Origin of the sequence: uncultured Brevundimonas sp. (assembly GCF_963975535.1) — a bacterium.
GTDB lineage: Bacteria > Pseudomonadota > Alphaproteobacteria > Caulobacterales > Caulobacteraceae > Brevundimonas.
In genome coordinates, this window is sequence record NZ_CAXBHE010000002.1 from 381,391 (window position 1) to 399,075 (window position 17,685).

The 17,685-nt window shown below is 67.5% G+C and carries 16 protein-coding genes; 5 read left to right on the plus strand and 11 right to left on the minus strand.

The annotated features are described in order from the left end of the window. Positions 1 to 51: 51 nt before the first annotated feature. The 6 genes from AACZ75_RS04165 to AACZ75_RS04190 form a co-directional block, all read right to left on the minus strand. Positions 52 to 1,266 carry a porin gene (locus AACZ75_RS04165; RefSeq protein ID WP_339871419.1) on the minus strand — a complete coding sequence of 405 codons (1,215 nt, stop codon included), beginning with the start codon at positions 1,264 to 1,266 and terminating at the stop codon, positions 52 to 54. Between the two features lie 250 nt (positions 1,267 to 1,516). Further along, positions 1,517 to 2,575, minus strand: coding sequence for a substrate-binding domain-containing protein (locus AACZ75_RS04170; protein ID WP_339871420.1), 1,059 nt, complete (start codon positions 2,573 to 2,575; stop codon positions 1,517 to 1,519). Between the two features lie 78 nt (positions 2,576 to 2,653). After that, on the minus strand, positions 2,654 to 3,397 hold the full coding sequence (phnE, locus tag AACZ75_RS04175; RefSeq protein WP_339871451.1) for a phosphonate ABC transporter, permease protein PhnE: 744 nt from the start codon (positions 3,395 to 3,397) through the stop codon (positions 2,654 to 2,656). A 107-nt stretch (positions 3,398 to 3,504) separates the two neighbouring features. Then, positions 3,505 to 4,509 (minus strand): phosphate/phosphite/phosphonate ABC transporter substrate-binding protein, encoded by a 1,005-nt coding sequence (gene phnD / locus AACZ75_RS04180; protein ID WP_339871421.1) that lies wholly within the window; start codon positions 4,507 to 4,509, stop codon positions 3,505 to 3,507. Continuing rightward, positions 4,506 to 5,303, minus strand: a complete 798-nt coding sequence (gene phnC, locus AACZ75_RS04185) for a phosphonate ABC transporter ATP-binding protein (RefSeq protein WP_339871422.1) — start codon at positions 5,301 to 5,303, stop codon at positions 4,506 to 4,508. The genes phnD and phnC overlap by 4 nt, the downstream gene beginning before the upstream one ends. 109 nt (positions 5,304 to 5,412) lie before the next feature. Then, positions 5,413 to 6,648 carry a DUF2254 domain-containing protein gene (locus tag AACZ75_RS04190; protein WP_339871423.1) on the minus strand — a complete coding sequence of 412 codons (1,236 nt, stop codon included), beginning with the start codon at positions 6,646 to 6,648 and terminating at the stop codon, positions 5,413 to 5,415. A 231-nt stretch (positions 6,649 to 6,879) separates the two neighbouring features. On the opposite strand from AACZ75_RS04190, the gene AACZ75_RS04195 reads away from it, so the two are divergent. The 5 genes from AACZ75_RS04195 to AACZ75_RS04215 all read left to right on the plus strand — a co-directional run bounded on the left by AACZ75_RS04195 (position 6,880) and on the right by AACZ75_RS04215 (position 11,033). Next, positions 6,880 to 8,142, plus strand: a complete 1,263-nt coding sequence (locus AACZ75_RS04195; RefSeq protein WP_339871424.1) for a type III PLP-dependent enzyme — start codon at positions 6,880 to 6,882, stop codon at positions 8,140 to 8,142. A 114-nt stretch (positions 8,143 to 8,256) separates the two neighbouring features. Next, on the plus strand, positions 8,257 to 9,312 hold the full coding sequence (locus AACZ75_RS04200) for a deoxyhypusine synthase (protein ID WP_339871426.1): 1,056 nt from the start codon (positions 8,257 to 8,259) through the stop codon (positions 9,310 to 9,312). Positions 9,313 to 9,419: 107 nt separating this feature from the next. Continuing rightward, the gene (locus AACZ75_RS04205) at positions 9,420 to 9,662 is read left to right on the plus strand and encodes a ribonuclease (protein ID WP_339871427.1); all 243 of its coding nucleotides are present in this window, start codon (positions 9,420 to 9,422) and stop codon (positions 9,660 to 9,662) included. Positions 9,663 to 9,765: 103 nt separating this feature from the next. Beyond that, the gene (locus AACZ75_RS04210; RefSeq protein ID WP_339871428.1) at positions 9,766 to 10,245 is read left to right on the plus strand and encodes a hypothetical protein; all 480 of its coding nucleotides are present in this window, start codon (positions 9,766 to 9,768) and stop codon (positions 10,243 to 10,245) included. Next, positions 10,242 to 11,033: a PA-phosphatase gene (locus tag AACZ75_RS04215; RefSeq protein WP_339871429.1), complete on the plus strand. Its 792-nt coding sequence runs from the start codon at positions 10,242 to 10,244 to the stop codon at positions 11,031 to 11,033. Before AACZ75_RS04210 ends, AACZ75_RS04215 begins: the two co-directional genes overlap by 4 nt. Positions 11,034 to 11,040: 7 nt before the next feature. Here AACZ75_RS04215 and aguB read toward each other — a convergent pair whose 3' ends face one another. From aguB to AACZ75_RS04240, 5 genes are all read right to left on the minus strand, one after another. Then, a complete protein-coding gene (aguB, locus tag AACZ75_RS04220; RefSeq protein ID WP_339871430.1) occupies positions 11,041 to 11,910 on the minus strand; it encodes an N-carbamoylputrescine amidase in 870 nt (289 codons plus the stop codon). Beyond that, the gene (locus AACZ75_RS04225) at positions 11,910 to 12,920 is read right to left on the minus strand and encodes an agmatine deiminase family protein (RefSeq protein WP_339871431.1); all 1,011 of its coding nucleotides are present in this window, start codon (positions 12,918 to 12,920) and stop codon (positions 11,910 to 11,912) included. Before AACZ75_RS04225 ends, aguB begins: the two co-directional genes overlap by 1 nt. Positions 12,921 to 13,085: 165 nt before the next feature. Next, complete coding sequence (locus tag AACZ75_RS04230) at positions 13,086 to 15,449, minus strand: TonB-dependent receptor (protein WP_339871432.1); 2,364 nt, start codon at positions 15,447 to 15,449, stop codon at positions 13,086 to 13,088. Between the two features lie 171 nt (positions 15,450 to 15,620). Continuing rightward, positions 15,621 to 16,253 (minus strand): peptide-methionine (S)-S-oxide reductase MsrA, encoded by a 633-nt coding sequence (gene msrA, locus AACZ75_RS04235; RefSeq protein ID WP_339871433.1) that lies wholly within the window; start codon positions 16,251 to 16,253, stop codon positions 15,621 to 15,623. 69 nt (positions 16,254 to 16,322) lie between these two features. Then, positions 16,323 to 17,525, minus strand: coding sequence for a capsular biosynthesis protein (locus tag AACZ75_RS04240; RefSeq protein ID WP_339871434.1), 1,203 nt, complete (start codon positions 17,523 to 17,525; stop codon positions 16,323 to 16,325). Between the last annotated feature and the right edge of the window lie 160 nt (positions 17,526 to 17,685).

The following is a 17,685-nucleotide window of genomic DNA, read 5'->3' on the forward strand; positions in this document are numbered from 1 at the left end:
CAGGGCCTTCTCAATCGTGGCCTCGCCATGCGGGGCCGAACGCGGATCGACTCAGAAGTCGAACTGACCCCGGAACTGCAGCGTCTTCACATCGACGTCGACGGACGCCACCTGGGCGTCATTGTTGGCGTCGGTGTAGTTGGCCATAAAGCGGACGTAGGGGAACGGGTACCAGGTCGCGCCGAGGGTCACGGCCGAATACTGACCCGCCGTGGCGACACCCGCGAACTCGGTCAGGTCGACGTTATCATAACGCACGCCCAGCTCGACCGCGCCGGGTCCGCCCTGGGTGACGGGACGGCGGATCTTGACCCGGCCGAACTCGCCGTCGGCGGCGTCGTAGTTGCGCTGTTCGCCGGTCGGGAAGAAGGACGCCATGACATAGTAGCCGCGCGCGTCAGCCTTGCCGCCGCCGGTCAGGTCGGCGTTGACCTGGGCCCATTCGCCCTGGAGCGAGACACTGCGCCAGACACCGGCGGCCTCGAGACCCCAGGTGGTGTCCTTGTCGCCGGCCCCGAGCGGGGACGAGCCGGCGTCGGTGTAGCGGTCGCCGTAGTTGGTGTTGTTGCGCACGCGGTAGCGGAAGGCGGAGTCGTCGCGGCGGTCGCGCGTCCGGGCCCAGGCCCCGAGGTGGATGTTGACGTCATCGCTGACGACAGGGGCGAAGTGGCCGCGCACGAAGGCACCGGTCTGTTCGTCGCCGGCGACCGAGGGGTCATTGATCGAATCGCCGTGGATGCCACCGGTCACCGACCAGTTATCGCCGCCGGTGCGGGCCGAGAGGGTCATGACACGACCGGCGTCGATCAGGTCGTTGAACGGTCCGCGCTCCATGAAGGTGGTGTAGCGCGATGAGGTCAGGTTCTCGAGCGACAGGCTCTTGTAGTTGCCGACCTTGATCTCGGTGTGATCCGACGGCGAATACGTCAGGGCCAGATCGTCCCAGGTGGCGTCGCCATTGCCGATACTGGCCTCGGCGACATAGGCCCACTGATCGCTGTAGGTGCCCTGGACACCGAGGCGGGCGGTGCGCAACCGGCTCTCCGAGGCGCTGAAATCCGTGCCTGTGGCGCGGTCGACGTCCTGGCGGACGTAGTCGAAATAGACCCGGCCACGCGGCTTGAAGGTGAACTCGCCCCACTGAAACTGCGGTGCCCCCTTCCAGCTGATGATGGTGGCCGGCGCGGCGTCCTGTGCCTGGGCGGTGCCGCTGAGCGCTGTCGCGAGGACGAGCGCGACGCTCGCCGTCAGGGTGTGATGTCGCATGGAGTGGATCCTGTACTGGTTGCCCCGTCCGGCGCTTTTCCGCCGCCTACGGCCTCGCTTTAGCCGGGTCCTGAGACGGTTTTTTTCCAGTCCGGCGACGGGTTGGTGAGGAACGCGTGACCGTAATGCGAGGTTGATGTTTCGCTTGCGCTACAGGGGTCTGGCAGTTTGATGACGGTGCCGGTTCGGCCAAGAAAAACGCCGCGGACCCTGGGGCCCGCGGCGCTGATCGTCGTTCGAGTGTGGGTGTTTATTTCGACGGTGCGGTCATCGGCGTCATCGCAGCGGCAATGGCCCGCTGCGCAGCCAGCTGGTCGACCGGCAGCGGCACCAGTCCCCGATCCTGCAGATAGCCACCACGCCCGGCCGAAGCGTCCGACATGAACTCCTGCACGAACTGTTGCAGACCCGGCGTCACGCCGATGTGGGCCTTCTTGACGTAGATGTAGAGGCTGCGCGCCAGCGGATAGGAGCCGTCGGCGATGGTCTCGACGGTCGGCGCGATGCCGTCGATCGTCTCGGCCCGAACCGTGTCCATGTTTTGCTCGAGGAAGGAAAAGCCGAAGACGCCGAGGGACCCCGGCGTGCGCGACAGGGTCTGGACGATGGCGTTGTCATTCTCGCCGGAGTCAATCCAGGAGCCGTCCTCACGCAGCGTGTGCGCCAGGGTCTCGAACCGGTCCTTGTCGGCTGCCTTGACCGCAGCCAGCGCCGGGATCAGGGCCGCACCGGGTGCCATACCCAGTTCGAGGAAGGCATCCCGGGTGCCGGAGGTCGGGGGCGGGCCATAGACCTGGATTCGCTGGTTCGGCAGGGCCGGATTGACCATGTTCCAGGTCGTCGCCGGATTGGCGACAAAGCCGCCGCCGCCGGGTACGTCCTTGGCCAGACCCTGATACAGGTCCTGAAGACGGAAGTTGAAGCCGTTGCCATCGCGCGCGGTCGCGATGACGATCCCGTCAAAGCCGACCTTCAGCTCCACGATGTCGGTAACGCCGTTGGCCTGGCACATCGCGAACTCGGAGGCCTTCATCTGCCGCGACGCGTTGGCAATGTCCGGGGTGGTCGGGCCGACGCCCTGGCAGAAGGCCTGGATGCCACCACCCGTGCCCAGCGACTCAACGCGGGGCGCTGCACCACCCGAGGCGCGGGCGAAATTCTCGGCCACACGGGTCGCGAACGGGAAGACGGTCGAGGAACCCGCGGCCCAGATGCCCGCGCGGGCTCCGTCGCCGCCTCCACCTTGGCCGCAACCGGCCACGGCGAGCAGGGCTACAGCCGAGACGGCCATCAGAAGCTTGGAAGTCATGATCAATTCTCCGAACACGGTGTGTCAGACAGGCTTAGACCAGACAAATATGACGGACAGCGCGCGCCTTTGTGACAGTCAGAGCAAGCGTTTGCGCATGATCTGCGACAGGGTGTCGATCAGGGTCACCGCCACCACGATGACAATCGCGATCGCCGAAACCTCGGCGTATTTGAATGCCTGGATGTCCTCGAACAGCAGCTGGCCGATACCGCCGGCCCCGATCAGACCCAGCACCGTCGCCGCGCGACTGTTGGATTCGAACCGGTAAAGGGCGAACGAGGTCCACAACGGGGCGACCTGCGGGATTACCCCCCAGACGATTTCCAGCAGCGGCGTGGCCCCCGTGGCGCGAACGCCCTCGACGGGCCCCTTGTCGATCGACTCGACGGCCTCCGAGAACAGCTTGGCCAGGACACCACCGGTGTTGAGGGCCAAAGCCAGGACGCCGGCCAGGGGACCAAGGCCCACCGCGACGATGAACAGGGTGGCGATCACCAGGTCGGGAATGGAGCGCAGCAGGTCCATCACCCGGCGAACCGGCCAGACGATCCAGCCCGGCGCGATGTTGCGCGCCGCCGCCAGACCCAGGGGCACGGCGATGAACACGGCGATGAAGGTCCCCCACAGGGCGATCTGCACCGTCAGCCACATCAGGCCGACCAGATGCCGCCAATTGGTGAAATCGGGCCGCAGCAGCTCGCGGCCGTAGGTCCGGATACTTTCCTGGTTGGTCACCAATTTCGGCAGATTGGCCATGTCGACCTTGTCGAAGCTGATCAGCAGCACGACGGCGATACCGCCCCACAGCAGCAGGTCCATCAGCCAGGCCGACAGCGATTTCGACGGCGGGCGAGGAACCTCGCCGGCCGCGTTCACGGGCCGTCCCCCGACAGCAGCCGCGGCAGCTGCGATTTTCGGCGTCTCGCTCAAGGCTGGACCTCACGCTTGGCGCGCAGGGCCGCCAGGGTGGATTCAGCGGTGGCAATCGCGGCCCGGTCGCCCTTGGCCCGGGCCTCGGTCAGATGCATGTCCGCGATCATTTCCCGAACGGGGTCCAGGTAGCCGTCATCGGCAGCACGGAACATCGAGTAGTTCAGGGTCGCGAGCACCTGGCGCTGACGCTCGGCCTCGGCCCCGTCGCCTTGGCCGTAGGTCAGGAAGAAGCTGCGGATTTTTTCCTTGAGAACCGGATCGAGGTCTTCCCGGATCACGATCCCGGACTCCGGAATCGGCGGCGAGGTCCAGATGTCTTCCAGCTGGCCGCCCAGATGCGGGTTCTCGCGCATCATGAAGATGGTGTTGACCGTGTTGGACGTGGCCACATCAACGACGCCGGTCGCCACGGCAAAGGCATTGGCCTGGTGGCTGGCGGACCGCACGGTCTTGAAGCACTGACCGGGCTGGATGCCGCGGGGATTGAACAGGAAGGTCATCGGAGCCAACGTGCCCGAGGTCGACTGGGCGTCGCCGAGACCGAAGTCATAGACCTTGCCGCACGCCAGAACCTTGTCCAGCGTGATGCCCGAGCCCTTCCGGACGATCAGGGTCGACTGATAACTGTCACGACCTTCGGGATCGACGATACGGGCAATCACCTCGCCCTGGGCCCGGTCGACCGCCTCAAGAGCCGGCTTGGCCGAGAACCAGGCGACCTGGGTCTGGTTGAAGCGCATCGCCTCGATCAGGACGTTGTAGTTGCCGGCGAAGAACGGCTTTACCGGCACGCCGATGGCCTTGGACATGTCATCGAGCAACGGCTGCCACAGCGGCCCCGAGGACGCCTGGCCCTCGGCCGACAGAATCGAGAAGGTGATTTCCGTCGGCGCGCCGGCGGTCGTGTCTTCGCCCTTGCCACAGGACGCGAGGCCAAGGGCCAGGACAGCAAGGCCAGCGGCAGCGGCCAGACGGCGGGTGAACAGGGTGCGGGTCATGCCTTGGCTTCCCAGAACGCGTCCTCAAACTCGGGACCGTAGATGTCGATGAGGCGATTGGTGTCCAGACCGGTGGTCGGGCCGTCGTACACAATCTTGCCCGCCTGGAGGGCGATGACCCGGTCGCAATAGCGGATGGCATAGTCGACCTGGTGCAGGGTAACGATCACGCCGAGCCCGTCGCGCTTGTTGAGCTCGACCAGCAATTCCATGACCTTGCGGGCGGAAACGGGGTCGAGGGAGGCGACCGGCTCATCCGCGAGAATGGCCTGGGCCCCCTGGACGAGAGCCCGGGCAATGGCCCCGCGCTGTTGCTGGCCACCCGACAGGGTATTGGCCCGCTGTCCGGCGTAGTCGGACACGCCGACCCTGTGCAGGGCGGCCATGGCCAGGGCCTTGTCGGCAGCCGGCCACAGGCCCAGCACACCGCGCCAACCCGGCAGCCGGCCCAGGGCCCCCAGCATGACGTTGGAAAACAGGGACAGCCTGCCGACCAGATTGAACTGCTGGAAGATCATGCCCAGCTTGCCGCGCGCGGCACGAACCCGGCCGGTGACGTGACCGTTCTTCTGGACCACCTCGCCGAACACCTCGATCGTGCCCTTGCCGGGATCAATGCTCTGCAGCCCGGTGATCGAACGCAGAAGCGTCGACTTCCCGGAACCGGAAGGACCGATCAGGGCGACCATCTCTCCGGCGGCGACCTCGACGGACACGCCGTTGAGCGCCTTGCGGGAACCGAAGGTCTTTGACACATCGCGCACGGAAGCGACGGCGGCGGCGGATGAGCTCATGGACTCGCTGACGGCGGTTGCAGGGCTGGGCCGCATGACGCGCGGAGCGCGCTTCGGCAAGTCTTAATGACACGCCGGCGTCGATTTCGTCCAGTGTGACGCATCGAAGTCAGGGAATGATTGCCCTGAGCCGCGCCCGGTCGTGCGAAGACGCCAGGGCCGTCGACGACCGTTTCAGGGCCTCCTTGCCCAGCAGCGCAGCCGCACGGCCCAGGGGACTCCGCTCCGATCCCAGCGAATTCAGCGCCTGCTGCAGCTGGATCGCCACCAGCAGGTCGCCGGCACCGAAACGGATCAGGGGGCCGAAGACGTCGTCGAGCATGTCGCCCTCCACAAGGGAGGGGGCGCGCAGACGGTCGTGGGTGACCGCCCCCTCGCCGGCCGCGGCCTCGCGCGCCTGGCACCATTCGTCCAGCAGGCGCACACCGGTGGTCGCAATCTCGACGGCGGTTCCGGGATCATTGACGGCGGGCGACAGGGCCTTGCCGGCGATCTCCCCCAGCACGGTCAGGGCGAATCGGGGATCCTGATCAAACGACCGCGATCGCCCCAGGGTAAAGGCCGCGCAAAACCGGGCCTGCAGGGCGGCATCCGCGTCGGCCCGACCAAGCCGGCACAGAACCTCACCGCGGCGTACGAACGTGCCCGGCACGGCGACAACCTCGACATCGGTGCCGGCGGTCTCGGCCGCGCGCTGCAGATGGTCCGGGTCCACATTCTGGACATAGCCCGTCTTCGGACTGGCAACGGCCAGCGCCCGCGGCCCCAGGGTTCCGGCCCGCCCTCCGAGATTCGGACGCGCGGCGGCTTCAAGCAGGGCCCGGGTACCGCGCTCCTCAACCAGCTCGATCATATGTCCCAGCCGGGCCAGGCTGGACAGGCGGTTGATCCAGGCCAGCAGGCGAAAGGCGACGAGGCCGACCACGGCCAGGCTGATGAGAAAGAGGACCGCCCGCCCGGCCGCCGCATAGTAGTGGGCATTGATCGCCGTGACCCCGACGATGGCGTAGAGGAAGGCCCCGACAAAGGTCGCGAGTGATTTCTGCGTCGCCTCGTCGCCGGTGACCAGGGACGCCACCCGCGGTGTGGCGGCGCTCGAGACGGCGGTATAGGCCGTCACCATCGCCCCCAGCGAAAAGGTGGCGACGGCCAGCAGGCTCGACGCCAGGATGGTCAGGACCTGCTCGACCGACTCCCCGCCGAAGCGATCCGCCATTTCGCTCGGGACCAGCGGGGCCGCCACGACAGCGGCCAGGGCCGCGATGACGCCGAACACCGCGTAGAGCCCGGCCCGAAACCATAACTCGCGGGTCGCACGACGCCAGACAAACAGCCACCGGTTCATTGCATCTCCCTGCCCGAGGCCCGCGTACCGGCTCCCCGGAACATCGGGAACGCCCCGGCGGACAGAGGGTTCTATACAGGGGCACGAGGGTCAGTTCCGCCCCGGCAACACAAAATCGCCGCTTTACTTTCCGGCCTCACGACCCTACATCGCCCTTTCCGGCGGACCCCGTGGTCTGATCTTGCGCTGCTAACGCCGGCTGGGTTCAACAATTACAGGGGTTTACGTGAATTGCGCACGTATCCATTTCCCCTGGACCTGGTCCGTGAGCGGCCCCCCGAGCGTCCCGTCGCACTTGTGCGGCCGCGTTCGGTTTCCGTAGCGGCGCGCTGGTTCCAGGACAATCTGAAAGCCGACGTCTTCTATGCGGTGAAGGCGAACCCTTCACGCTGGGTCATCGAGACCCTGGTCGCGGAAGGCGTCAACGCGTTCGACGTCGCCTCGCTCGCCGAGATCGAACTGGTGCGTTCGGTCAGCGCCGACGCACGCCTGGCCTTCATGCACCCGGTCAAGAGCCGCAATGCCATCACCCGCGCCTATTTCGATCTGGGCGTGCGGACCTTTGCGCTCGACAGCCACGATGAGCTGGAAAAGATCCTCGACGCCACCGCCGGTGCAACGGACCTGAACCTGATCGTGCGCATGGCCGTCGCCACCGACGGTGCCGCCTACACCCTGTCCGGCAAGTTCGGCGTCGCGCCGGACCAGGCTCCCGCCCTGCTGCTGGCCACGCGTCGCGCCGTGGTCGACGGCCTGATGGGCGTCAGCTTCCACGTCGGCTCGCAGTGCATGCGGCCCAGCGCCTACCAGGCCGCCATGGCCCAGGTCGGACGCTCGATCAGCCGCGCCGGCGTGTTCGTCGACATCGTCGATGTCGGCGGCGGCTTCCCCTCGGTCTATCCCGGCATGGTGCCGCCGGACATGAGCGAATACGCCGACGCCATCCATCGCGGCTTCAACGAGATGCCGGTCTCCGAGACCACCGAACTGTGGTGCGAGCCCGGTCGGGCGCTGGTGGCCGAGTCGTCGTCGGTCCTGTGCCGCGTCGACCTGCGCAAGGGCGACGCCCTGTATCTGAACGACGGCAGCTACGGCTCGCTGTTCGACGCGACGCATTCGCGCTGGCCCTTCCCGGTCAAGCTGGTGCGCGATGCCGAGGCCTCGGGGGACCTGAAGCCGTTCCAGTTCTACGGCCCGACCTGCGATTCGATCGATCACATGCCCGGCCCGTTCTGGCTGCCGGCCGACATCCGTGAAGGCGACTTCATCGAGATCGGCATGCTGGGTGCCTATGGCGTCGCCATGTCGACGGGCTTCAACGGCTATGGCGAGCACGAGCTGGCCATGGTCGAGGACGCGCCGATGGCCTCGCTCTACGGCCTGGCGCCCCGCTCGATTCCGACCGTGCGCACCACGGCCGAGGAGCAGGCGCGCAAGATCGTTCGCCTGTCGCGCCCGAAGGGCAAGGCCGGCGTGCGCAAGCGCAAACGCTGATCCCAGGCTGACGCGACAGCGTCCCTCGGCTATTCAACGAAGCAGCGGCCCGTCGCTCCGTCCGGGCCGCTGCAGTTCTCAGGACGGGCGCTCAAATCCAGGGAACCCCGCGAGATGACCGCACCCGTAAAGTCGAACACCAAGGCCCAGCTGCTCCAGAACACCGTCGAGCACATCGACATCACCAGCTTCGACGCCCGGCCGATCATCGACGCGATGCGCAAGATGTCATTCTCGAGCCGCGACACCGCCCGCGCCGCCGACATCTTCAGCATGGCCATCGAGGACAAGGACTGCTCGCCGTGGCTGATCCTGGCCGGCTCGACCTCGGCCGGCGGCTGCATGCACGTGTACCGCGACATGGTGAAATTCGGCATGATCGACGCCGTGGTCGCCACCGGGGCCTCGATCGTCGACATGGATTTCTTCGAGGCCCTGGGCTTCAAACACTACCAGGCCGCCGGCGAGGTGGACGACAACGTCCTGCGCGACAACTACATCGACCGGATCTACGACACCTATATCGACGAGGAAGAGCTCCAGGCCTGCGACCACACCATTCTGGAGATCTGCAACGCCCTGGAGCCGCGCGGCTATTCCAGCCGTGAGTTCATCTGGGAGATGGGCAAATGGCTCAGCGAGGGCAACGCCAAAAAGCCCGGCTCGCTGATCCAGACCGCCTATGAAGAGGGCGTGCCGATCTTCTGCCCGGCCTTCGTCGACTCCTCGGCCGGCTTCGGTCTGGTCAAGCACCAGAAGGAGCGGATCGCGGCGGGCAAGCCCTATCTGATGATCGACGCCGTGGCCGACTTCCGCGAACTGACCGACATCAAGATCGCCGCCGGCGTCACCGGCCTGTTCATGGTGGGCGGCGGCGTGCCCAAGAATTTCGCCCAGGACACCGTCGTCTGCGCCGAGATCCTCGGCGTCGAGGCCGAGATGCACCGCTATGCGGTCCAGATCACCGTGGCCGACGTGCGCGACGGGGCCTGTTCGTCCTCGACGCTCAAGGAGGCCGCCTCGTGGGGCAAGGTCCAGACCACGCACGAGCAGATGGTCTTCGCCGAGGCCACCACCGTCGTGCCGCTGATCGGCTCGGACGCCTGGCACCGCGGCGCGTGGAAAAACCGCGACAAGCGCCGCTGGAACAAGCTGTTCGCCAAAGGCTAGGCCGGATCCCGGTCAGGGCGGCGGGGGGCGGGGTCCCGGCTCCGTCCCTGCCGGTTTCGGGAACTGACCGACGGGCGGCGGCTTAGAGTCGCGAGAGGATACTGATCATGCCCGAAACGCCCCGCCCCGCCGCCGCTCCCCCGTCAACCGGGACCGATCAGGACCTGGGCCCGGAGGCCCTGGCCCTGGCCCTGTCCGGATCGGACGGTGGATCCGATACCCGCGCCGGCTCGCTGCGCGGTGGCTCGGCCTCCGGCTCGGACATCGATCCGGACCAGGACCGGATCAACGCCCTCCTGGCCGAGCAGGGACAGGCGGACGCGGCCGATCGAGATCCGGACGCCGGGTGAGACCGAAGGTGCCACCGTGCCGCCTTGTCGTCGCCGCATCGATGGGCCACGGTGATCCCATAATCAGAACAGTCTCAAGGACGTACAACGGATGAAGCGGAGCATGGCAATCGCCTTCGTGGCGGTGGCAACCTCGCTCACGGGTTGCGGAAACGGCGATGGGCCGGCGGAGCAGCCCGCCGGGCGCGAAGCTGCAGCCGGAACGCCCGCCCCTGCCGTCGACGTGGTTCCCGGCAGCGCCACGCCTGCCGCCGCTCCGGCCGCAGCGTCCGGCGTCCCGGCCTTCGCCGCGGTCTATCCCGGCGGGCAGGTCTCCGGTCCGCCGACCGTGGCCAATGGTCCCGACGGTCCCGGCGGCATTATTTCCTTCACGACCAACGCCGATCCGGACACCGTGGTCGCCTGGTATCGTCAGCAGGCCGAGGCAGCGGGCCTGTCCTCGATCATGGGCATGAACCAGGGCAAGGCCCGGGCCTATGGCGCGGTCGCCGCCGCCAACGCGGGCACAAGCCTGAGGGTCGTGGCCGACCCGGTCGATGACGGCGCAACCTCGGTCCAGCTGACCTGGAGCACCGGGCGGTGACTCTGAACGGCGGCGCGACCCTTGCGGTTGCGGCGCTGCTGCTCGGTGCCTGTGCCAGCCTGCCCGATGCGCCCGCTGCGCCCGCGGTGACGCTGTCGGGCTATCTGCCGGACACGATCGGCGAACAGCTGGCGACCGCCATCCTGCCGGGTCCGTCCGGTGTGTCGTCGCAGGACCGCGCCGGGTCCGACCGCTATCGCCCGCTGGAAGGCGGCGACCGCTGGCTGATGGCGATCGCCCACGCCGAGCTGAGACCGCCGTACGTCGCCCAGCATTTCGACTGTGCCGTCGGGGCCCGGCTGACCGCCGAACCCATGCCGGCCCTGACCCGGCTGATGACCCGTCTGCAGCTTGACGCCCTGGCCGTCGGCACCATCGCCCGGGACCGGAACCCGCGCCCCCGACCGGCGGCGCTCGATCCGCAGCGTCGCGTCTGTCTGCGCCTGACCGCGGCGGGACGCGCGTCCCCCTCCTGGCCCTCGATTCCCGCGGCCGTCGGGACGGCCTATGGCGACCTGTTCAGCAGTCTGGTTCCGGAGCGTTCAGAGGCGATCCAGCGCGTCGGCCGGGAGATCGGTCTCAGCCGCGCCGTCTGCGCCCTGGACTGGCCCGGTGACGTAACAGCGGGCCAACGGCTGGGCCATGCCGTCCACGCCGCCGCAGCGGCGACACCGGCGTTTCAGGCCGACCTGGCCCTGGCCCGGGCCGAAGTGTCGGCCGCCCGCACACCGGGGCTGGAAAGCCCGGGCTGTGCCGCCGAACGCCGGCTGTTTTTCGCGCCGACCTAGACCGGACTCAGGCCGGCCGGGGCGCGACCAACGGGCCATACAGGTCTGTCCGGCGATCCCGGAAAAAGCCCCAGGCCGCGCGATGGCGGTCGAGGAAGTCGCGATCGAAGGTGTGGACCAGCACCCCCTCCTCGGTCCGGCCCAGACTCTGCACCAGGTCGCCGCGATGATCGGCGATGAAGGATGAACCGTAGAATTCCTGCCCCTCGCCCGCGACCTGCTCATGGCCGATGCGGTTGGCCCCGACCACCGGCACCACATTCGACACGGCATGGCCCTGCATCGCCCGCTGCCACGGCAGGGCGGTGTCCATCTCGCTGTCATGCGGCTCGGAACCGATGGCCGTCGGATACATCAGGACCTCGGCCCCCATCAGCATCATGGCCCGGGCGGTCTCGGGGTACCACTGGTCCCAGCAGATGCCGACGCCGACGCGGCCGAAGCGGGTGTCCCAGACCTTGAAGCCCGTATCCCCCGGTCGGAAATAGTATTTCTCCTGATAGCCGGGACCGTCGGGGATGTGGCTCTTGCGATAGACTCCCATCGGCGCGCCGTCGGCATCCAGCATGACCATGGAATTATAGTAGTGCGGCCCCTCGCGCTCGAAGATCGACACGGGAATGGCCACACCCAGTTCGGCGGCGACCGGGGCCAGGGCGGTGACGCAGGGATGTTCACGCCACGGATGGGCGGTCGCGAACCAGTGCTCCTCCTGGGTGACGCAGAAATAGGGGCCCTGGAACAGTTCGGACGGCAGGATCACCTGCGCCCCCTTCGCCGCGGCCTGACGGACCAGGTCGATGGTCTTGTCGATATTGACCTGCAGGTCCTCGCCGTAGGACGTCTGCAGGGCGGCGACGGAGATGGTGCGGCTCATCAGGCAGGCTCCTGCTGGGAGATGCAGTGGAAGGAGCCGCCGCCGCTGAGAATCGCCAGCGACGGCAGCAGGATGATCTCCCGGTCCGGGAAGACGGTGGCCAGGGCCTGGCCGGCCAGCCCGGCGGCCCGGTCGTCGCCATAGGTCGGCACGACGATGGCCCCGTTGGCGATCAGGAAATTCATGTGGCTGGCCGGAATCGGTTTTTCGTCCTCGTCGGGGACGAAGCCGGGCGAGGGGATACGCAGCACCCGGATCGGCTGTCCGTCGGCATCGGTCATCGCCGACAGCGTCCGGGCCGTGGCGTCATAGACCTCGTCATTGGGGTCGTTGCGCCCCCAGGCCACCGGGCAGGCGACCACGCCCGGGGCGACGAAACGGGCCAGATTGTCGACGTGACCGTCGGTGTGGTCGTTCAGCAGGCCGTCGCCCAGCCACAGCACCTTGCGCGCCCCCAGCGCCGCGCCGAGGGCGGCTTCAGCCGCCGCCTCGGTCCAGCCGGGATTTCGGTTCGGGTTCAGCAGGCACTGACGGGTCGTCAGCAGGGTCCCGGCCCCGTCATGGTCGAGTGCGCCCCCCTCGAGGATGAAGTCGTGCCGGACCAGGGGCACGCCGGCAGCGGCCCCGATCTGGTCGGCGACCTCGTCGTCGTGCGGGAAGTCGTATTTGCCGCCCCAGCCATTGAAGCGGAAGGCATGGGCCGTCTTCGATCCGGCCCCGAAGATCGGCCCCGTGTCCCTGAGCCAGATGTCGCCGAACCGGCCGGGAATCACCGCGACTCCGGCCACGCCGTCAAAGCGGGCCCGGACCTCGGACAGCGACTCGTCATTTCCGACCATCAGCCGGACCTGTTCGCGGCCCGGCCCCGCCAGGGCCCGCACCAGGGCCTCGACCTCGTCGCGGGCCTGGTCGAGTTGATCCAGCCACAACTCGCCGTGACTTGGCCAGCCCACCCACATGGCGCGGTGCGGGGTCCATTCGGCCGGGATCGGCGGGAGCGAAGAGGTCATGGTGACGGCAAACATCCGGACTGGGGCCAAGCGGGCCAGCCCGGCCAGATAGACACCCGGACGGGCGAGTTCAACAGACGCCCCCTCGGGGGACTCGGGACCAAACGACAAAGGGGGCGGACCGTCACCGGCCCGCCCCCCTCGCCTGTCGACTTCAGACCGTGATCAGAAGGCGGTCCGCAGGGTGACCATGGTCGTGCGCGGAGCGCCCAACTGGTACTGGGCCGCGCCCGAGGTGCTGGTCGAGATGTCGGCCAGATACTCTTCGTCGAACAGGTTGGTCACATTGACCTGCATCCACCAGTTCGGCGCACCGATGGCGTTGAAGGTGTAACGGACGTCCAGATCCCACAGGGCGTAGGACGGGGCGACTTCGGTGTTGATGTCGTTGGAGAAACGATCACCGACATACTTGCCCTGGACGCCCAGGTCCCAGTTGCCCAGTTTCCAGTCCGCACGCATGGCGTACTGCCACTCGGGGGTTTCCACCAGCTGGTTGCCGGCGGTCGGCAGGAACACCGGCACGCCGAGAACCACGCCGTTCGGCAGGTCATTCTGGACCTCGCTGTCGGTGTAGGTCACCGAACCGTACAGGCTGAAATTCTCGAACGGCGAGAAGCCGAGCTGGCCGTCGAAGCCGCGCAGGGTCACTTCACCGATGTTGCGGGTCAGGAACAGGTTGGCGGCTTCGTCGAAGGTCCGCAGGATGCGGTTCGAGTAGTCCGTGTGCCACACGGCAAACGAGGCGATCAGGCCCGACGACTGGTAGCGATAGCCCAGGTCGTAGGAGTTGGTCTTTTCCGGTTCCGGATTGACGTCGACGCGATCGTACAGGTCGTCGGTGCGCGGCGCCGAGAAGCCTTCGGCATAGCTGACGTAGAAGGACTGGTTGTCAGCGAAGCGCCAGGTGGCCCCCGCGTTCGGCAGGACAGCCTCGTACGACTTGTCGAACGAAACCGGCGGACGATAGCGGTTGTTGGCGCTCGAGTTCAGGGCCGAGACCGGGAACTGGACCGTACCGTCGGCATTGGTGACCGTCGGGGCCTGGGTGGTGCAGTAGGCGTTGAACGTGTCGCGCTGGTAGCAGTAGTTGTTCAGCTCACGATCGAAGAACGGGGCGCGCAGGCCGAGCGACACGCTGAGCGCGTCGTCGGCGAAGGAGCCGCGATATTCGACGGCGATCTGGTTCAGCTCGGCGTAGGACAGACGGTCCCGGCGACGCAGGATGGTGCCGTCCGGCAGGGCGATTGCGGTGCCGTTGCGGCCCGCGAACGGGTTCTCGGGACGACCGCTCGCCTCGATGTAGCCGACCTCACCGGTCTGACGGTGACGGCCGTAGTCATAGGTGTAGGCCAGACGGACCGTGTTGTTGTCGTTCGGGCGCCAGACCAGCGAGCTGGTCAGGCCGTAACGGTGGGTATTGGTGGTGTTGGGACGATACAGGGTCACGGTGTCGTTGAGGTCACCGTCACGGTTCAGGTCGACGCCGGCGGCACCCGAGTTGCCACGAAGCTGGCGATCGGTCTCGCTCCAGTTGCTGGTGCCGCCGCCGTTGGCCAGGACGTACTGGAACGAGGGGTCGACCGTCAGCGTCAGCTGGTCGGACAGGGTGAAGCGCGACGCGCCGCGGATGTTACCCGTGTTCGACGGATTGATGCCCGTGTAGGACGCGGCGACCGAGTTGGCCTGGTCGAAGGCCGTGCCGGCATCGAACTGCGCCAGGGTCACCCGGCGGGTGAAGCTGTTGCGGTTGCGGTTGTAGTGGCCGGTCAGGGCGATGAAATCGCCGTTGTCACCCAGGGCCTGATAGACGCGGCCGTTGTACTGGGTCTTGTTGATGCCACCCGGATCCTTGAAGTGGTCGTATTCGGTGCTGGAATAGGCGAACCAGGCTTCCGTGCCCCAGGGACCGAACGCGCCGGTGTCCATCAGCAGGAACAGGCGACGATAGTCTTCCTCGCCGATCGACGGCTGGGCGATGATGCCGAAGTCGCTGCGGGTACGACGGGTGTTGTAGTTGACGGTGCCGCCCGTGGCCGAGGCCGTCGGGCTGTCGACGTCGGTCGTGCCGAGGTTGACGGTGGCGCGCTCGATCAGCTCGGGGTCGAGCTGCTGGTTCGAGTAGATGGCATAGTTGCCGGTGTCGTTCAGCGGGATACCGTCGGCGGTCAGCGAGACGCGCGCTGCGTCGAAGCCGCGGATGGTCAGATCACCGCCCGACGAACCGTAGGCGTCGTTGTTGGTGAAGTTGACGCCCGGGATCAGGTTGATCGAGTTCAGGATCGACTGGCCGGCCGGCTGGGTCTGGATGTATTCTTCGGTGATCGTGGCGCGCGACTTGGAGGCGGTCTCGGCAACGATGCCGCCGTCGATCGTCAACGGGCCCCGACGACCCTGAACGACGACGTCGTCAACCTTGGACGCTTCAAAAGCCTCCGTACCGGTCGACTGCGCCGAGGCGGCTCCGGCGGCCAGAAGGCCTGTGAACAGGGCGGTCGTCGCCCAGAACACGCGTTTGCGGTTCGTCATTGTCATCTTTCCCCAGATGGTGAAGGCATTAAAGGCCTGCGGCACACCGGAGCGTGCCAAAAATCAGGACCCGTCTACGGTGGCAGTGGGAAGCTGGGACGACAGTCGTGTGACAGTGATGTGACGACGACGAAAGGTGACCGGAAGGCCACACTAGGGCGCGCGCCGGTTTCAGCGGCCGGTGCTACCCCAGACCGCACGCAGGCGCGCCGCCCGGCCGCAGAACCGGGTGTAGCCCGCATAGCGAACCGGGTTGAGCCGGGCGAAGTCCTGGTGATGGGCCTCGGCGGGCCAGAACCGGACCGCATCCCGGACCGGCGTCACCAGACGGGTCTGGCCCAGCCGGACGGCGGCGGCGCGGCGGGACGCCTCGGCCGCCGGTTTCTGCGCCGCGGTCGCGAACACCGCCGTACGGTAGGCGGCCCCGCGATCACAGAACTGGCCGTCAGCATCGGTCGGATCGATCGTCAGCCAGAACCGGTCCACCAGCTGCCGGTAGCTGACGCGGGCCGGATCGAACCGGACCTGCACGGCCTCGACGTGACCGGTGCCGCCACGCACCACCTGGTCATAGGTCGGGTTGCGGGTCCGGCCGCCTGTGAAGCCGGAAACGGCGGCAACCACACCCGGCATCTGCTCGAAATTGGCCTCCACCGACCAGAAACAGCCTCCGGCGAAGACCGCCGTTTCACGCCGGCCACTGTCCGGCTCGCGGCCGGCCTGTCCGCCCTCGGCGGTTTCGGCGGCCGAACAGGCTGCGGCGGCGACCACACACAGGGCGACAAGCAGGCGACGGCGAAGCATGATCCCGTGTCTCCAGGCCCGCCGGGCGGGCGGCTCCTTTCAGGATACGACGAAAGCACGCGCCGGGTTTCACGATTCCGCAAAAATTTCGGCCAGTCGCGTCGCCGTCCGGTCGACGGCCCGGGGCGCATGAAAACTGCCGTTGATCTGGGTCCGGGCGATGACCGTGGCGCGAAACCGCCGGAACAGGTCCGGATCGGGGGCGGCCGGCGACGTCCAGAACCCGTCCAGCGGCTGCTGGTCGGTGAGGCCGTCGAAATCGAAAAAGGCCTGACCCAGGACCTTGACCGGCGTGCCGAAACCAAGCGCGGACAGGGCGGCGCTGGAGTTGTTGACCACCAGCCCGCGCGATCCCCGGCACAGGTCCGCCAACTGGCCACCGTCGATAAATTCGACCCGCGACGCCAGACCCCGCTCGACCGCGAGGGAGCGGGTCACCCGCCGCAGATCCAGCAACCCCGGGTCCAGTGGATGGTTCTTGACCACGAGCCGCGCCTCCGGCGGCGCGGACCGGGCGAAACTGGTCATCACCCCGGCGAGAAAGGCCGCATTGTCAGGCAGACGCGAATAGCGCAGCAGCTGGGTATCGCCTTCCCGTTGCAGGCAGACGAGAAAATAGGCCCCCCGGGCCGCGATCGCGTCCGCGTCGCAGGCCCGCGGCGACGCGATCAGGCCCCGCAGATAGCGGCCGATATGGCCGGCGCATTGCAACCAGGCCGGGGCCGTATAGGCCGGCGCATAGCGTGGAAACAGCAGGCGACCCGGCACCTGGACCAGATGGTGCACCGTGATATTGAGCACGTGATAGGGCAGGATGCGCCCGAGCGGCCGCGGGGGCGGAGCCTCGGCGACGGGGTCACCGTAGTCGGCGCGGTTTCGCGGCAGATTGCTGCAGGCGTTGACCCCGCCCTGCTCCAGCGTAATCCAGTCCGGGCGGAAATAGCCGTTCTCGAGCACCCAGACCCGGGGGCCGCCGGCCTTCGCCAGGGCGACGACCGCGTGATTGTAGGGCCCGCCCTCGCCGAAGATGACCAGGTCGCTGAACCCGGCGGCCAGCGCCGGCAGCCGCGCGGCCCAGACATCCGGGCCGTCCCGGAACGCCCGTCCGTTCGGTCGCCGCCATGACAGCAGGTCGCCGGCATTGAAAATCATCCGGACGACCGTCCCGCCGCGTGCGGCGATCGCATCGGCCAGACGCCCGGCGAACGGACCAAAGGGCGCGGTGACGATGAGGAAGCGTCGCCCGGTCAGGGCCAGGCAACCCGGCTCCAAGGTCGAAGATGGGGAATCGGTCGTGGCGAGCAATACCGGTCCCTTCTCGGATAATCGGCCGGACGTCCTGTTCCTAGGGCCCGCCAAGCGGCCTTGGCAAGCATACGGATCCCGAACGAAAACCGCCGGCCACCTTGCGGGGGCCGGCGGTTCAATCGTG